Origin of the sequence: Nonomuraea sp. NPDC049129, from assembly GCF_040648495.1 — a bacterium.
GTDB lineage: Bacteria > Actinomycetota > Actinomycetes > Streptosporangiales > Streptosporangiaceae > Nonomuraea.
Window position 1 is genome coordinate 246979 of record NZ_JBEZDU010000014.1, and the last position, 16805, is coordinate 263783.

The window sequence follows — 16805 nt, forward strand, 5'->3', positions numbered from 1 at the left end:
CGGCGGTGGCCGCTGGTGTCGCTCATCCAAGATCGGTGACCCTCAGCGTCGGCTCATCGATGTCCGCGTCCGTGCACGATCGGAGGACGACGTCCCATGCCTCCGGCCCGGAGCGCGCGATGCTGTTGTCCCTGAAGCGAATGCCCTGGGTGCTCTTGGCGTCGAGTGCCGGGACGTCACGGAGCACGAAACGATTTCCTTCGACGACCACGCCACGGTGAACCGGGTACGCGGAGTCGGTCCGCGGATCGACGAAGATCGCCGGCCCACCCGGGTCGACGAACTCGTTTCCGCGGACGATCAGATCGCGTACCGGCCCGGACTCCCACCATTCGGCGGCGTCGCCCGAGACGTAGACCGCGGCCATTCCCGGGCGTTCGAACCGGTTGTCCTCGATGACCACCGGACGCCGCGTGGTCACGAGCACGGCGCGCGTGGGCACGTTTCGGAAGACGTTGCGGGCGATGTGTACGGCCGGCGTCCGGGTCACGTTCTCCACCGCGGCCCGCCCGGTGAGGTCGCCGGGCAGCTCGGAGCCGACGGTCAGGACGATGACCCTGAGCGGGTGGGCGCGGTCCCGCCCGCTCGGCTGCCGTACGCGCTCCACCGTCGCGGTCGCGATCGGCTGGAGCGTCTCCCGCTCGACGATCTCGACCAGGTCGCCGGGCGAGAACTGCGGGAGCCCGGCCGTCTCCGGATGCGCGTACTCGAGCACCAGCGTGCGGCGATCAGGCTGATCGGCGACGCGGAGGTAGGTGCCGTGCACATTGATCGGGTCGTCGTGCGGCCCGTCAAAGAGGCAGTCGCGAACGGCCGCCACTCCCGAGCATCCGCCGAACTGGACGAAGTCGGCGAAACCCGCCGTGTGCCGCCCGCTGTCCGGTGGGCTTCTGAACTCGCAGCCCTCGATCGTGACGTCACGGCTGGCCTGTGCCACGACGCCGAAGCCGTGCAGGAACCGGAAACGCAGCCCGGACAACCTCACGCCGGAGCTGTCGAGCACGAGCGCGCCGGGATGATCACGTGTCGTCAGGCGCATCTCATAGACGACACCGAGGTCGGCCGGTTCCTCGCCGCGGTCGTAGTCGATGCGGATCTCGCGGTCCCCCACCGCCTTGATCGACCGGACGTCGTCGAAGAGCGGGTTCGGGCCGCGCCGCGTCCTGTGGGCGGACGGATCATGGATCTGCGTGTACTCGAGCGCGTCACGGCCCTCCCAGGCGACGGCGCCCGAGCCGAGGGCCTCACCGTGCCAGCGGATCGAGCGCCCTTCGACGGAGAACAGCGTGACCTCGGGCACCCGAATCACCCGGTACGCCCGCCCCGCCTCGACGCCCGCGTCCACAACTGTGGCGTCGACGATCGTCGGCACCGCGAAATCGAACTCGAGTCCCTCGACGCGCACCCGCCGCGAGTCGATGACGGCGAAGGTCGTCTGGAGCCCATGAAGCAGGATGCGGGCGCCCTCCCCCGAGATGACGAGATCGTCCATCGCCTCGACGAGTACGGCGATCGTCTTCTCGCGGTACCGCGGATCGTCCCCGACCGTGTTGGAGACGTACAGCTCGCGTCGTTGAGCGCCGTCCGGCCAGAAGTGATAGTCGCCCGGAGGGAATCGGAGGACCACCGGCCCCGCCACGGCACTGGCGGCCCGGAGCGCGGCCGCGACCGCGGGCGCGGCATCGGAGCGGCTGCCGGGAGCCGCCCCGAAGTCGGTGACGTCCAGCGTCGCCAGCACCGAGCTAGACCCCCTCGCCGACGAAATCGAGCACCAGCCGTGCGTGCGGCCTGGCTCCCGGCCCGCAGGTCGCCTCCGTCATGTCGAGGGCATCGAACGGGCCCGGCGCAACCGGGCGAGCCCGCCGGAGGGAATGGCCAGCGCGTGGGGTCCGGCGGCCAGAACGATGTCCCCGTCGACGACCCGCCGCCCCCTGGCGTCCCAGATCTCCAAGCCGGCGCTGACCTCGTCCCCCTCGTTCAGCAGGATCGGGGAGCTGTCGTCGGCGTTCGCGACCAGCAGTTCCGTCCAGTCGCCGGCCGGAATCTGGATGGCGTGCGGCGCGTACCTCGCGACGAAGTGCCGCCCGCCGTCGTGAACGCGGGCCACCGGGTACATCAGTTCGGGGCGCTCGGGCACCAGCCGGCCGTGCAGCAGCAGGTCGCGGTGCTCCCGCCAGACACTGAGCCAGAAAGTGAGCGCCTCGGACTGGCCATCGGGAAGCCGCGTCAGGTCCACGGAGACCTGCGGTACGCCCAGCAGTGAGTTGATCAGATGATGGGCGACCCGCTCCGGGCTGTCGCCCTCGGCCCACATGATCGGGTCGCTGTGGATCGGCGTGCCGGGCCGGCTCAGGCGCAGGTCGAGGATGCCGACGCGGTTCTGGACGGCGTTCAGCGGGCAGTCGCCGACGCGGATCATCGAGGCGTACCGGGCTGGCTCCGGATGAATGTACGGCTCCCGGAACTCGATCAACGGCTCGGCTCCGAGCCCTCGTAGCCTGTCGACGATCTCGGACACGGTGTCGACGGCCGCGGCCACGGACCCCGGCGCCCCCTGGTCCTGGAACTCCTCCAGGAAGTCGAGCTTCAGGCCGTCGGCCCCCGTCCGCGCGATGATCTCTTCCATCCGCCCGACCAGGTAGGCGCGGGTGAGGGGGTCTCGCGGGTCGAGGACCTCCGCCTCCAGTTCGGGTTTGTCGCGCAGCGTCGAAAGCCCCAGGTCGCGGGCCTTCGCCCGATAGCCCAGGAACGGTGTGCCGATCCACCACACGGTACGCAGCCCTCGGGCGCGCAACGCTTCGACCAGGCCGGCCGCATCGGGGAACTTGTCCTCCGCGACCTCCCAGTCGCCGCACGATCCGTATCCGCGGCCGTGCGAGTTCGTCTGCCAGCCGTCATCGACGATCACGGTGCCGAACCCCATCGCGGCCGCGCGATCGGCCTGCGCGAGTACGGTGGCGGCCGTGACGTGCTGGTGCGCGAAATACCAGGTGCACAGGACCGGGTCCGCGGCCCCCGGCGCCACGCGATGGCCTTCCTCCCCCTGGAGCCAGCGCCCCGCATCGGGAACGGCTTGCGCGAAGGTGCCGCCGGACACGTCCAGGAGAAGCCGCACGTCGCCCGGCGTACCAGAGCCGCCGACAGCGATCTTGATCACGAAGTCGGCGGTCTCCTCCACCAGGCCGGCCAGCACCTGGGTCTCGCTACAGCCGGTGTCGACCGCGTAGACCAGACGGGTGATGTCGCGCGAGCCGAGCAGAGCCCCGAGCGGAAGGCCCCGCAGGGCGGTCGCGTCGACCGGCGCCCCCCACGACGGCGGGATTGTCGCGTGCGGCTCGGTGCTGCCCGGACGCCACCACGCGCCCGCGTCGGTCGCGGGGATCGTCACGGTAAGACTGAGCGGCTCGCCCAGCGTGCGGAACACGACCTCGAAGACTCCGCCCCGCAGTTCGCGCACGCCACCCGGCCGCGTCGCCCGCAGCAGGAGCCCCGCGCCGGAGTGATCGGCGCCCAGCGGGACAGGCGCCTCAGGCTCCGAGTGGGTCCACCCCGGTAGCCAGGAGGCACCCGTGGCAGGCGTTTCTATTTCCGTCATTTGATCCCCGTGAATGATATTCCGCCGATGATGTGACGCTGCGCGAAGAAGAAAAGAAGAACGCAGGGAAAGGTCACCACCAGGGTGGTGGCCATCAGCAGTGGAGTGTTCGTGCCGTGTACGGACTGGAAACCCGTCAGGGCGAGCGGCAACGTCTTCCACCGCTCCGTCGAAAGATAGATCGCGGCCTGGAAAAAGTTGTTCCAGTAGGACATGAACTGCAGCACCGCGGTCGCGATGACGATGGGCCGGGAAAGCGGCAGGTAAATCGAGAACCAGATACGGAACCAGCCCGCGCCGTCGATGAGGGCGGCATCCGTCAGCGCGTCCGGCAATCGCAGATAGAACTGCCGGTAGAGGAAGATGAAGAACGAGGAGCCGAAAAAGGTCGGGACGATGATCGGCCACAGCGTGTCGATCATGTCGAGATTCTTGAAAAGAATGAACTGCGGGACGATCGTCACCTCTCCGGGAAGCAACATCGTCGACAGCACGATCGCGAACAGCACCCCGGAGCCCCGGACCCGGATCCGCGCGAACGCGAACCCGATGAGCGAGGACGAGAAGACCACCGCGACGACCGGCACGAGCGTGCTCAGCACCGAGTTGCGCAGGTACGTCCAGAAGGGAAACGACCCGAGACCGTCGGAGAAGTTGGACCACTGCCACTGGATGGGCCAGAGCGACACCCCGCCCTGCGACACGCCCGCCTGCGTCCGCAGCGCGGTCGCGATCATCCAGAGGAAGGGGTAGACGAAGACGACGGACCCGACCACGAGCAGGGTGACCGCGAAGACCTTGGGCCCGAGCGGCCGAGGTCGCGCCCCCTCCGCGCTAGCTGACATGGACACGCCGCCTCCGCTCCCTCGGCCGTTGCGATTCGTAGTAGACCCAGAAAGCGCTCCCCCGGAACACCAGCGCCGTGAGCACCATGATCATGGCGAACAGGATCCAGGCCAGGGCGGAGGCGTATCCCATCTGGAAGAAGGAGAACGCGTTCTGGTACAGGTACAGGACGTAGAAAAGGAGCGAGTCGGACGGGCCGCCCCCGTTGTGCGTGACCACGTAGCCCTGGGTGAAGGTCTGCATCGCACCGATGAGACCCGTGACCACGTTGAAGAAGATGACGGGGCTCACCTGGGGAAGCGTGATGTGCCACAACGAGTGCCGGCGCCCGGCGCCGTCGATCGAGGCCGCCTCATAGAGGCTCTTCGGCACATCTTGCAGGCCGGCGAGATAGATGATCATGTTCCCGCCGACCGTCCAGAGGCTCATGAGAATCACCGCGGGCAGGGCCCAGTCGGCGTCGAAGAGCCACTTGGGTCCGTCGACGCCGAACAGGCGGAGCACCCCGTTGACGAGGCCGTAACTGGGGTGGAAGACCCAGATGAACAGCACCGCCTGGGCCACTCCCGTCACGAGCGAGGGCAGGTACCAGATGGTCCGGAACACGTTGACCCCGCGGACCCGGACGTTCATCAGGAGCGCGACACCCAGGGAGAGCAGCGTCTGCAGGGGAACGCTCACGACGGCGTACGTCAGGGTGACCTTGATCGCCTGACCGAGCGCGGGGTCCGAGAGCGCTTCCTTGTAGTTGGCGAGCCCGGTGAACTTCGCCGGATCGATCAGGTCCCAGTCCATGAAGGACAGGACCAGGGAGTACACCATCGGCCCACCCGTGAAGATCACGAAGCCGACGATCCAAGGGGAGACGAAGAGCCAGAACGCGGCGGTGTTCCGCGAGATCCAGCGCGCCCGGAGGGCGCCCCACAGGCCGGCGCCGATGAGGCCGAACACGATGGCCAAGATGATGACCAGGGAGAGGATGGGCCTGAGCCCCTCGTCGACGTGCAGCCGTTCGAGGAATCCCGACAGCCCATCCACGATGCCTGACATGCCGCGATCCCCCTCTACGCGATCCGCTCGGTGACCGTCACTGCGCCGCGTCCAGCAACTTCTGGCATTCGGCCTGAAGCTGCGGCAGTACGACGGCCGGATCCTCGGTGCCGGACCCGATCGCGGTGCGTGAGTTCAGGTCACCTGAGAAGGCACTCTCGATCCGCACCTTGTCCTTGACGGCGGGCGTGGTGACCGCGTTCTTGACGGCGTCGATGAAGGCCTGCAGGTTCACCTTCGGGGCGATGGATTTGAAGGCGTCGAGCGATCCCTCGATGACGGGGATGCCGAGCGCGGACTTCGTCGTCGCCAGGAGGTTCTGCGCGTCGGGGCTCGAGCTCATGAACTTCGTGAAGGTCTTCGCCGCGGCGGTCTCCGCCTCGCTCGCGTCCTTCGCGATGCCCAGGCTGTCGACCTCCATGGGCTCGCCCTTGCCGGGCAACGGCACGATGAGGAACTTCGAGGAGTCCAACGCGGCGATCTTGGCGATGTTCCACGGGCCGAAGTCGGGCAGCATCGCGACCTTGCCGTCGGCGAGCCACTGGAACATGTCCTGCCCCTGGGCGTCGGCCTGGTTGGGCGCGAAGCCGTCGGTCTTCACGGCGTTCACCACGGTCTGGGCGGCGCGGATCCCGTCGGCGTTGCCCATGGTGCACTGCTTGCCGTCCGCGCTGTAGTACGAGCCGCCCTCCGCGATCAGCCAGCCGTCGTACCAAAGGGGCGCGGAGCCATAGACCTTCTTCGCGCCCGATCCCGACGTCAACTTCTTGGCCGCGGACACGAAGTCCGCGGTCGTCATCGGCGTCGTCCCGGACGGGACGGCGACGCCGGCCTTGTCGAAGGCGTCTTTGCCGAGGGCCAAGACCTTGCTCTTCGCGACGAAGGGCACCGCGTAGTCGGCCCCGCCGAACGTCCCCGCCCTCTGGACGGCCGGGGAGTAGTAGACGCTCTTGTCGACCTCGACCTGCTTGAAGGCGTTGGCGAAGCTCGGCAGCGAGGTGTCTGAGATCTCCGCCACGGTCGGGGCGTCGCCGCCGGCGATCGACGTTTGGAGCTTCTGCTCATAGTCGCTCTGGATCCAGTTGGGCTCGACCTTGATCGTCGGGTTGGCCTTCTCGAACGCCGCGATCATCGCCTTCATGGTGGCGGCCTCGTCGGTGGTCCCCCAGAAGGCGTAACTGATCGTGGTGGTCCCGGCCGAGCCTCCTCCACCACTGGTCTCACTGCTACAAGCGGCGAGCGCGAGGAACGAGGCGGCGGTGACGGCAGCGAGTGCCTTTCGGTGCAAGGGGGGTCTCCTTTGTCAGTGATCTATCGCTGCCCGCGAAGCACGACGACGCTGCCGTCGGCAGCCGCGCGTACGCGTGAACCGTTCGGCACGTCGACCGTGGTGACGTGCCCGTCGTCCCAGGTGGAGGTCCAGGTCACGCCTGGTCCGCCGGTCACCTCGAACTCGGTGGCTTCCCTGGCCTCGTGCCGCAGCCCGACGACGGAACCACCGACCGGAACATCTCCGACCTCGATCCACTCCCCGGCCGGCAGATGCGAGCGGGTGTGGACGACGCCCTCCTGGGCGCCCGGCTCCAGCCCGGTCAGGCCGACCGCGACATGGGCGACGTGCGTGAAGGGGACCTCGGGATAGTCCGCCCTGGAGTCCGCGAGGTATCGCATCCAGCGCAACGCCTCGTCGTCCCATCCGTACCGGAAGAACGCCTCCGGAAGGTACGTGAATGCCTCGATATTGGTCGGCGGCGTCGCCGCGAGGCCGGATCGCAGGAAGTCGAGATGCGCGCTCGAGCGCTGGTCGTCGCGCATGATCCCCTTGAGTGCGGGGAACCAGGTGCTCTCCAGCCGGAACCCGCCGGTCGGTCCGTCGGCGGTGAAGCCCGCGGTGTAGTGCTGGTCGCCGGGCAACCACCACGATGTCGAGAAGTGCTCGGCCAACTGCTCGGCCCGCGCACGATTCCACGCGGCGAACTCTTCGTCGAAGGTGACGGAGCCGAGCGCCAGGTGCGCCGCCCATTGGCTGGCGATCCCGTCGGCGGCGACCAGGAGGTGCGGTGGCCGCTCCCCCTCGTTGTAGGTCGCCGTTCCGCGGAAGATGTCCCCGCTGCCGCCTTCGCCGGCGACACCCGTCCCGAGGGGATCATGGGCGTCGACGAACGACGTCATCGTGCTGCGTACGAACGCCGCGATCTCCGGAGTGAGCAGGAATCGGTCGTCCGTCGTCCAGCGATATTGCTCGACCGCCTTCTCGACGAGTTCGAATGGCGCCGGGACCTCTCGTACGAAGTCGTCATCCGAGTGGTAGTCGATGGCGGCCGGCGTGCCGTCGAACTCGAAGGCCCACAACGGATACCAGCCGCGGGCGCCGTTCGACGATCCGGCGAAATGCCGGAGCATCGAAAGGTTCTCCGCGTCCAGTCCCAGCAGATGCGCGCCGAGCATTTGGTGGGCGAGGTCTCTCGAATAGAACATCGGCCGGTCCGTCAAACCGGCCCAGTAACTCGGGAGATATCTCGGGTCCCGTCCGGTCTGAACCCACTCACGCGAACGACGTGACGCCCAAATGAAAGATTCGACAAGATCGTGCATGCTCGAATCAACCCGAAGGTGCCATGGTGGGTGATTTTGGCCGGACCGTGTGGCATGCGCCGCAGGTGGTGACTGCTTCGTCATGAAAAGGGAGTGTTACATACACGTCATAAACACGTCAACAGTAGGGCAACGCAGTGCGTTACAGGACGGCCACACGCTCAAGGAGCCCGCGTCGCGAAGGACAGGGCGGGCCCATCGTGGGCTCGGCAGCCCGTCATGGTGGCAGGCAGCCCCCATGGTCTGGGCAGCCATCAGCGGAGGACACACCCCGCGAGCAGGTACGATCGCCGATGCCATCACACTGGCGGCATCGGGCGAATCCGGTGAATCAGGCGATCAGCGAGCGGCAGCGGACCAGCCCGCTGAGCCGCGATCGGCGACTATCTATGCGCGTGGGGCGGCCGTCGAGCCGCGAATGATCAGCTCGGGGTCGAACATCAGCTCCCCCGCCGGCACCGGCCGCCTGTTGACCAGATGCACCATGGTGGCGGAGATCGCCTGCGCGATCCGCTCGATCGGCTGCCGGACCGTCGTCAGGGGCGGATCGACGAATCCCATGATCTGGGAGTCGTCGTAGCCGACGACGGACACGTCGCCTGGCACGGACAGACCGCGGCGCCCCGCCGTACGAATCGCACCCAGAGCCATGTAGTCGCTCGCGGCGACGATCGCGGTCGCACCCTGGTCGAGCAGGGTCTCGGCGGCCGACATTCCGCCCTCGACGCTGTAGACCTGGCGCGCGACGAGTCGCCGCGGGTCATCCACGCCACGTGAGCTCATCGCCTCGACGAAACCGTCGAGGCGCCGCTCGCTGGGCCGGTTGCCCACCGGGCCGACGATCATGCCGATGTCGCGGTGGCCGAGGTTCCACAGGTGCTCGACGGCCAGCGCCGCCGCCACTTTGTCATTCGTGGAGAAGCTGGGGGCCGGGAGGCCCTCGATCGCGCCGTTCATCGAGACGAACGGGATCTGGCGTTCCTGCAGCAGCCGGTATGGCGCCGGGTCCACGCCGATCAGGGTGTTACTCGCCGAGGCGAAGACCGCGCCCGCGATGCCCAGATCCATGGTGGAGGTGATGAAGTCGATCTCCTGCAACCCGCCCACCGTCGTGGAGCACACGACGGCCTTGAACCCCTGGGGCGCCAACGCCGACTCGATCAGCTCGCAGAGCCGCCCGAAGAAGGGCTGGGCGAGGCCCGGAGTCAGGACGATGACGAGCTGACTCTGTCCGCCGCGGTCGTATCCCAGCTCGCGGATCGCGTCCTCCACGACACGGCGCGTGCCGGCGGCGACCACGCCCCGACGGTTGAGCACACGGCTGACGGTCGCTTCGCTGACCCCGGCACGAGCGGCGACGTCACTGATTCCGACCTTGGCCATAGCTCCCTTTTGATCGATACGGACGACGCGTGATGTCACTATACGGCCAGACCTGCCGCGCGGGCAGTTGAGTAACACCGCGGCGATGGTGTCGGTCCTGGACCTGCCGTGACGGGGTGGTGGCCGACCAGACGGACGTCGGCCCGGCTGGGCGCCAGCCTGCTTCGGGGGACATGTCGAGAGTGCGGGCGCCTGGCGCTTCCGTGTGGGTCGTCGCTGTTCCGGCCGTGATCGCCATGGTTCTCGGCCTGTGGCGGATCAATGGTCCCTCTTACTGGGCCGATGAGGCCGTAGCGGTGTCGATCGCCAGCCGTCCCCTGACAGACTTGCCCACAGTTCTACGCCACATGGACCTGGCGCATGGCCTCTATTACGTGATGCTCCACATGGTCTCCGCACTCGCGGGCACGGGCGAGACCGCGATGCGGTTTCCGTCCGCGGTCGCCACCGCTGTAGGAACAGCCGTTCTCGCGGCGCTCGGCCGTCGGGTGGCTTCATCCGCGACAGGGCTGTTCGCCGGTTTGATCTACGCGCTGTTGCCGGTGGTGAGTTGTTACGCTCAGGAAGCTCGCCAGTACGCGCTGGTGAGCGCCCTGGCGCTGGTGGGCCCGGACACAGTTCGCCGGCTAGGACTCGTAGAGCTCCGTCTCGCTCAGGACCGGGTTGCCGCCGTCGTCGGAGCGTCCCAACCGGGCCGCGGAACCGAACATGGGTCCACGAGCGCGCCTGATTCCGGCGAACCGGCCAAACCCGAGCGGCTTGGGAACGTCGTCATAGACGGCCTCCATGCCACCCCTGACCGAGTACGTCTCGTGCCAGAAACCGGTGCCGCCCGAGTCCCGCAGGAAGTCCAGCCACCACTCCCGATGCGGCTCGGACCGGGCGAAGGCGAGCAGCGACGGCAGGTCCCGCCAGTACTGGCGCATCCCCATGTTCATCGGGAAGAACGAGTAGTACACGGGCTCGTGCAGCAGCAGCCCGTCCGGCTTGCCCGCGACCGACCCGCTGATCTTCCGGCCGAAGCTGAAGAAGGTCCGGATCCCGTACAGGCGATTCACTCGCATGCCGAGGTAAAGGACGATGAGGTCTGGATAGGCGGACAGATCGACGGTCTGCCGGTTCACGCGGGTTGGCATTTGATGCTCCTTAAGGGCGCAGGTCGCGCATGGGCTGGTCGGTTCAATGGAGGTCAGGACGGGCGATGGACATGTCAGTCGCCGGTGAGCGCCACGTGTACGGAGGAGACCGCGCTCGCGCCGTCGCCGACGGCCGTGGCCACTCGTTTCGTCGAGCCCGAGCGGAGGTCGCCGACCGCGAAGACCCGGGGAGCGCTCGTCTGGAACGGAAGCCGCGGGCCGGACGAGCCGGTGGGAAGCCGACTGTCCGTGAGGACGAAGCCGTCGTCGGCCTTGGCGACGCCGGACAGCCAGCCCGACACGGGGTCGGCTCCGATGAAGCAGAACAACGCGTGACAAGCCAGCCGTTCCGGCCGCTCGCCCGGCCTCTCGACGACAATCGACGTGAGGGTGCCATCTCCGGCCAGTTCGCGGACCGTGCTATCAGTGTGGGTGCGGATCCGCGAATGGGCACGGACTCGGTCGGTCAGGTAGGCAGACATCCCAGCCTCGAGATCGGCGCCGCGCACGATCAAATCCACCGTCGCGCCGTGGGCGGCGAGGGACAGGGCTGCCTGCCCGGCCGAGTTGGCGCCCCCGACGACCGCCACCGGGTGATGCTCGTACTCGCGGACGTCCAGCTCGGTCGCCGCATACCGGATGCAGCCGGACTTCTCGAACCTCGCCCACTGGGGAATGTCGAGACGACGGTAATGGGCTCCGGTCGCCGCGATCACCGCGCGGCACGGAATGCGTACGCCGTCCTCCAGCAGGACGGTCGGCCGTCGATCGTCGGAGAGATCGAGACCGGTCACCGCGCACGGCGAGTGGATCCGTACACCGAACTTGAGTGCCTGAATCATCGCCAGGCGGGTCAGGTTCGCACCGCTGACACCGTGAGGAAAGCCCAGGTAGTTCTCGATCCGGGCGCTCTTGGCGGCCTGGCCGCCGAGCCCGCTTCGATCCAGCAGCACGGTGACGAGGCCTTCGGACGCCCCGTACACGGCGGCGGCCAGCCCCGCCGGGCCGGCGCCCACCACGACGAGATCGACCGGATATTCGTCGGCCCGGTAGATGAGGCCGAGCAGCTCCGCGAGCGTTCTTGACGTCGCGCGCCGCAGCACCGAACCACCGACGATCGCCGCCGGAAGGTCGTCTGCCGTGAGCCCGGCCGCTGTCATCAGCGAACGTCCTGGGTGCGAGGTCGCGCTGCGCCAGGTGTGGGGCAGGAGCAGCTGCGTCGCGTAGGTGCGCAGTTCCAAAGTCGCCGCGGTTTCCGGCTGACCGACGATCTCCAGGACGTCGCCGGCGGCCGAGCGGATGACCTCGCGCCGTTCCCGGAACGCCGCCAGCACGAGGTCGGCGATGTCATCCTGTTCGGCGAGGGCCCGGCGCAGCTTCGCCGCCCCGATCCGCACGATTGTCCCGGCGGACACCACCCGAGCGGTCAGGTAGACGTGCTGACCGGTCAGCAGGTTGAGCTCGCCGAGAAAGTCGCCGGGGCCACCGTGGAAGATCAGACGTTCCGGCTCGATCGCCGTCGCGTCCCGGACGATGTCCACGGTCGCCGTCAGGAGCAGGAAGAAGTCATAGGAGTCGTCGCCGGACACGTACAGATCCCGACCGGCCTCGGCGTGTTCCACCTCCCCGTACGCGGCGAGCCGGCGGAACTGCTCGTCGTTCAGGACCGGCCCGCGCCGCGCCGTACCGTCGTTCATGTAGTTCCTCCGTCGTACCGGGCCGGAACAGTAGGACACGCCACATCACTGGGACCGGCCGCCGGCTCGAACGTCGCCGTCCCCTTGAGACGTCAGCGCGCGGCGCTCTTGATGAGGTCGGCGGCCATGGAGGGCTGCGAGATCATCGCGACGTGCGAGGCGCCGACCTCGTGGACCCGTGACCCGGCCCGCCGCGCCATGAACCGCTGGGCCGCGACGGGGAGCACTTGATCGTTCCTGGCGATCAGGTAATAGGAGGGAATGGTCTTCCACGCCGGGGCGCCGGACGGCTCTCCGAGCGTGCGCGTGTCAGCGGGCCGCTGGCCGGCCTGCATCAGGTTGGTGGTCGCCCTCGGCACGTCCCTGGCGAAGACGTCGTGGAATACCTCTTTCTTGATGTATCCCTCGACGAGCCCATCACCATAAGGACGGAAGTCCAGCGCCGCCTCATTGAGCTTGCTTCCCGGATACTTGTTCTGCAGATCCAGCAGCGATTCACCCTCGTCAGGGGCGAACGCGGCCACGTAGACCAGCGCTTTCACGTTCGGGTTAGCAGTCGCGGCGTTCGTGATGACGATTCCGCCATATGAGTGCGCGGCCAGGACGATCGGGCCGCTGAGCGTGGCGAGAAGGGAGGCCAAGTAGGCGGAGTCGGCGGCCACGCTACGCAGCGGGTTCGCCGGGGCGATCACCGGATAGTTCTCGCGGATGAGCCTGGCGCTGACGTCGTTCCAGCCGGAGGAATCGGCGAACGCGCCGTGCACGAGCACCACGGTGGGTTTGGGCTTGGCTCCCGGCCGGGGCTGCGCCTGCGCCTCGGATGTCCCCAGCAGGGCACCGGTCGCGACCGCGGCGGATCCGGCCAGCACCGCTCGGCGGGTCGTCGTCATAGCGTGGTCCTTTCAAAGGTTTGCGATTGGCACCTCGATTGCAGGTCAGAGTAGATCTCGAATAGTTGACGATCGCTGAACCCGGTAGGTCAGTCTTCGGGAAGTACGCCTCAGTCTTTGACAAGTACGTCGATCTAGCCTGCGGGCATGAACACACAGAAGAGCGAGACGGCCAGGAAGTGGGGTCTACGGATTCACCTGGCTCTTTATGTCCTGTCCAATCTGGCCCAGGTCGTGGTGTGGTCTCGCTACGACTCGAGAAGCCACTTCTGGCCGGTGTGGTCGATAGTCGTTTGGGGCATCGGGCTGGGCTTTCACACCTGGAGCGTCTACTCGCCGCCCCGGCCGAATACCGCAAGGAACTTCTCGGCACGGCGGGCGAACAGGTGAGACCCGCGTTCATGGGACCGGTCGCGGGCCTTTTCCGCAGCGGCTCGTACGACGTCCGCGGGCTCGCCGCGGGCGTGGAGCAGGCGCGCCCGCAGCAGCAGGACAAGTCCTTCGGCGTAGCGTTGACCGTAGGCGTCGAGGGCCTGGTCCGCTCGATCGAGGGCGATGCCCGCCTCGTCCGGCATCCCCGCGGCCAGCCACATCTCGGCGATCAGCGCGTGATGGTAGGCGACGCCCCACCGCGGCGGGTCGACCATCGTCCCGGCCAGGAGCTGGTCGGCCTCCGCCGCGATGACGGCCGGGTCATCGCCGACGAGGGCACGGGCCCAGTACCAGTTCAGCCGTATGTAGTGCTCCTGCTGGATGGCCGCGCGGCCGGTGCCCACGGCCATCCACCGCTCGATCGTGCGCATCACCCAGCCCGCGTCACCGGCCATCGAAGCGATGATCGTGGTGTAGTAGGCCCAGGTCGCGACCGCGTACGAGTCGTCGGGGCCGTTCCACTTGTCGATGATGGTCTCCGCCGTCCCGACGTCACCATGTAATGCCGTCACGACGGCGTGCCAGCCGGGCCACTCACCCGAGACGTCACGCCGGATCGGGGTCTCGCTGTGCGCGGAGACGACCCCGTCGAGCAGGGCGGGGTTGTTCTCGCTGAGGCATCGGTATGCCGCGCCGATGTCGCCGATGTCCCACTGGTGCAGGCCCCAGGCTTGCCGGCCGTACACACGGATGACTGGATCGGCGGACGCCTCCCCTTGCTCGTACAGCCGGCGGACCAGCCGAACGCGGTCCCACTCCAGGAAGGTGTAGGCCCCGAACAGGCGAGCGAAGAGGAGGCCGGCGGCGTCCACATCCCGGCCGAGTTGGCGGGCCAGGTGCTCCGCACGCTCCAGCAGATCGAACGTCGTGCCGCCGAACCCGGCTTGCCGGCGCGGGGCGATCGCGAGCAGCGAGAGGGCGGAGAGCTCGAGTTCGGGAAGCTTGGCGGTCCGCGCGATCTGGGCGGCCGATTCCAGGTGCCGATCGGCGGCGGCGAACGCGAGCTTGGTCGCCGCGCGACGACCGGCGCGTTTCAGCGCTTCCACGGTACGAACCGGGTCGGCGAGGGGGCCGGCGGCCGACAGGTGGAAGGCGAGGCGTTCGGTGATGGACTCGTCCTCCGCCTGGCTTTCTTCGAGCGCGTCCGCGACACGCAGGTGCAGCCGGACGGCCCGCAGTTGTTCCGTTGTCTCCATGATCGATTCGCGAACCAGGTCGTGCGCGAAGCGCCACGAGAACGGGTTCTCCGGCCCCGTTTCGAGCAGGCCGAGCGCGCGCAGCGGTTCGAGGCGTTCGAGGCAGTCGACGACGTCGGCACCGGCGGCGCGGGCGAGGAGACCGAGATCGACCTCGCGGCCGATCAGCGCGGCGACGCGCAGCAGGTGGCGGGCGCCGTCGTCGAGGCTCGCCATCCGATCGCGGACGACGTCTCGTACGGTGGACGGCACCCCGGCCCGGGCCGATGCGTCGTCGCCGCTGAGCGCGCCACGATCGCTGAGCGCGCCGCTATCGCTGAGGAGCCGCGAGAGTTCGCGGACGAAGAAAGGATTGCCGGCGGTGCGAACGTGGATGTTGCGGGCGATGTCCGCGCCGGGTTCGTGGCCGGTCTCGCGGCGGATGAGTTCGGCCACGTCGGTCAGGCTGAGCGGGCCGAGTTGGATCCTGCGGTGGCTGGGCAACCGGCTGGCGGCGGCCAGTGCCCGCGAAAGGTCGGGGCCGGGTGTGGGTGCGCGGTCGCGAAGGGCGCAGATGATCGCGGTGCCGGTGGGTAGCCGGGCCGCCAGATGGCTGAACAACTGGAGCGAGGTGGCATCGATCCATTGAAGATCATCCATCACGAGCAGCATCGGCCGTTGTGCCGAGGCCTGGCCGATGAAGGTGACGACCTGCTCGTACAGGCGGAACTGGGCGCGGCCGCCCGAAACCGGCGGCCCGGCGTCATCGTCTCGAGATTCGAGGAGGCGCCCGAGTTCACTGGCCAGCCACTTCTCGCGCGCCAACACGGGCAGGCTGTCGAGGACGACGGCGAGCGCCTGCTCCCATGGCCACATCGACGGTGTTCCGTCGCCTTCCAAACAGGAAGCCCTGACGACGAGCGCGCCACGCCGGTCCGCGCCGGCGGCGGCCTCTTCCAGCAGGCGCGTCTTACCCGAGCCCGGTTCGCCCTCGACGATGACGAGCCCGGTGCGGCCGGTGAGCGCCGCCTCGATGGCATGCCGCAGCACGCCGAGTTCCTCGTCCCGGCCGACCAGGCCGGCCGGCTGCCTCGCCGGTGCGCGGTCGCCCTCGCTCTCCGTGCTCGTCACCACCGGCGACGTCGGACTCTGCGTCAGCACGCGCAGGTGCGCGGCCTGCAACGCCGAACCGGGGTCGATGCCGAGTTCCTCGGCGAGGCGGTCACGGACCGCGTGGAACGCTGACAGCGCCTCCGCCTGCCGCCCAGCGGCGCCGAGGGTGGTGACGAGGCCGGCATGTACGGGTTCGTGAAACGGTGCCATCGACGCGGCCAGCTGCAACGGCGGGATCACCCGCTCCGGTCGGCGTAACGACACCGCCAGTTCGGCCGCTGCCACGCAGGCGGCGTAGAACTCGTCGTCGAGGGCGGCGAAGATCGGCATCGCGGTCGATCCATAGGACAATCCATCCCCCGCGGGGCCACGCCAGAGGCCGAGCGCCTTGACGTAGTCGTCGAGCGCCACTTCGCGAGCTTGCTGGGCGTGGGCGGCCTGGGCGCCGTTGAGGAGTTCCCGGAACGTGACGAGATCCAGCGTGCCGGAGCCGGCGCTGAACACGTACGCGTTGCCGCGGCGGTGCAGGTACGTACCGGCTGCCCGGGCGGGGACCGCGGGCTCGAGCACCCGCCGCAACGCCCCGATGTACTTCTGGATGAGATTGAGCGCGCTGGCGGGGGCGTCATCGGCCCACATCAGGTCGATCAATTCTCTCGTACTGACCGGATGGCCCACGCGCGCCAGGAGCAGAGCCAGCAGCTGCGCCTGCTGTCGGGGGCCGGTGTCCAGTTCGGCGCCATCGCGCCACAGCCGCAACGAACCGAGGATCTGCAGTCGCAGCGAACCAGCACCGGTCGGCGGACCTTCACCGTCGTGCCGAACGGGATGGGCTGGCCCGGTCACGTCGACTCCCGGATGGACATGACAAATTTGTCAGCTTACGACCCGTT

The 16805-nt window shown here is 68.2% G+C and carries 12 protein-coding genes and 1 pseudogene; 2 read left to right on the forward strand and 11 right to left on the reverse strand.

Annotation, left to right across the window (positions count from 1 at the left end):
- Positions 1-22: 22 nt before the first annotated feature.
- The 7 genes from AB0B64_RS37135 to AB0B64_RS37165 all read right to left on the reverse strand — a co-directional run bounded on the left by AB0B64_RS37135 (position 23) and on the right by AB0B64_RS37165 (position 9469).
- Positions 23-1738, reverse strand: a complete 1716-nt coding sequence (locus AB0B64_RS37135) for a right-handed parallel beta-helix repeat-containing protein (RefSeq protein ID WP_358183444.1) — start codon at positions 1736-1738, stop codon at positions 23-25.
- A gap of 78 nt (positions 1739-1816) precedes the next feature.
- Positions 1817-3595: an alpha-galactosidase gene (locus AB0B64_RS37140; protein ID WP_358183446.1), complete on the reverse strand. Its 1779-nt coding sequence runs from the start codon at positions 3593-3595 to the stop codon at positions 1817-1819.
- Positions 3592-4440 (reverse strand): carbohydrate ABC transporter permease, encoded by an 849-nt coding sequence (locus AB0B64_RS37145; RefSeq protein WP_358183509.1) that lies wholly within the window; start codon positions 4438-4440, stop codon positions 3592-3594. Before AB0B64_RS37145 ends, AB0B64_RS37140 begins: the two co-directional genes overlap by 4 nt.
- Positions 4430-5491, reverse strand: a complete 1062-nt coding sequence (locus tag AB0B64_RS37150; RefSeq protein ID WP_358183449.1) for a sugar ABC transporter permease — start codon at positions 5489-5491, stop codon at positions 4430-4432. Before AB0B64_RS37150 ends, AB0B64_RS37145 begins: the two co-directional genes overlap by 11 nt.
- A 37-nt stretch (positions 5492-5528) precedes the next feature.
- Positions 5529-6779: an extracellular solute-binding protein gene (locus tag AB0B64_RS37155; protein ID WP_357953822.1), complete on the reverse strand. Its 1251-nt coding sequence runs from the start codon at positions 6777-6779 to the stop codon at positions 5529-5531.
- A gap of 23 nt (positions 6780-6802) precedes the next feature.
- Positions 6803-7969: a hypothetical protein gene (locus tag AB0B64_RS37160; RefSeq protein WP_358183452.1), complete on the reverse strand. Its 1167-nt coding sequence runs from the start codon at positions 7967-7969 to the stop codon at positions 6803-6805.
- A 504-nt stretch (positions 7970-8473) separates the two neighbouring features.
- Positions 8474-9469 carry a LacI family DNA-binding transcriptional regulator gene (locus AB0B64_RS37165; RefSeq protein ID WP_357953826.1) on the reverse strand — a complete coding sequence of 332 codons (996 nt, stop codon included), beginning with the start codon at positions 9467-9469 and terminating at the stop codon, positions 8474-8476.
- Positions 9470-9846: 377 nt separating this feature from the next.
- Between AB0B64_RS37165 and AB0B64_RS37170 the strand changes: the two are divergent.
- A pseudogene (locus tag AB0B64_RS37170) lies at positions 9847-10050 on the forward strand (glycosyltransferase family 39 protein); the annotation flags it as partial.
- 45 nt (positions 10051-10095) lie between these two features.
- Here the strand turns inward: AB0B64_RS37170 and AB0B64_RS37175 are convergent.
- From AB0B64_RS37175 to AB0B64_RS37185, 3 genes are all read right to left on the reverse strand, one after another.
- Positions 10096-10605, reverse strand: a complete 510-nt coding sequence (locus AB0B64_RS37175) for a DUF4188 domain-containing protein (RefSeq protein WP_357953830.1) — start codon at positions 10603-10605, stop codon at positions 10096-10098.
- Between the two features lie 74 nt (positions 10606-10679).
- Positions 10680-12302, reverse strand: coding sequence for an FAD-dependent oxidoreductase (locus AB0B64_RS37180; RefSeq protein ID WP_358183455.1), 1623 nt, complete (start codon positions 12300-12302; stop codon positions 10680-10682).
- 92 nt (positions 12303-12394) lie between these two features.
- A complete protein-coding gene (locus tag AB0B64_RS37185) occupies positions 12395-13192 on the reverse strand; it encodes an alpha/beta hydrolase (protein ID WP_358183458.1) in 798 nt (265 codons plus the stop codon).
- A 147-nt stretch (positions 13193-13339) separates the two neighbouring features.
- On the opposite strand from AB0B64_RS37185, the gene AB0B64_RS37190 reads away from it, so the two are divergent.
- Positions 13340-13582, forward strand: coding sequence for a 2TM domain-containing protein (locus AB0B64_RS37190; RefSeq protein ID WP_358183461.1), 243 nt, complete (start codon positions 13340-13342; stop codon positions 13580-13582).
- Here the strand turns inward: AB0B64_RS37190 and AB0B64_RS37195 are convergent.
- Positions 13522-16758 carry a BTAD domain-containing putative transcriptional regulator gene (locus AB0B64_RS37195; RefSeq protein WP_358183464.1) on the reverse strand — a complete coding sequence of 1079 codons (3237 nt, stop codon included), beginning with the start codon at positions 16756-16758 and terminating at the stop codon, positions 13522-13524. The two genes, AB0B64_RS37190 and AB0B64_RS37195, sit on opposite strands and share 61 nt — an antisense overlap.
- Positions 16759-16805: the final 47 nt, after the last annotated feature.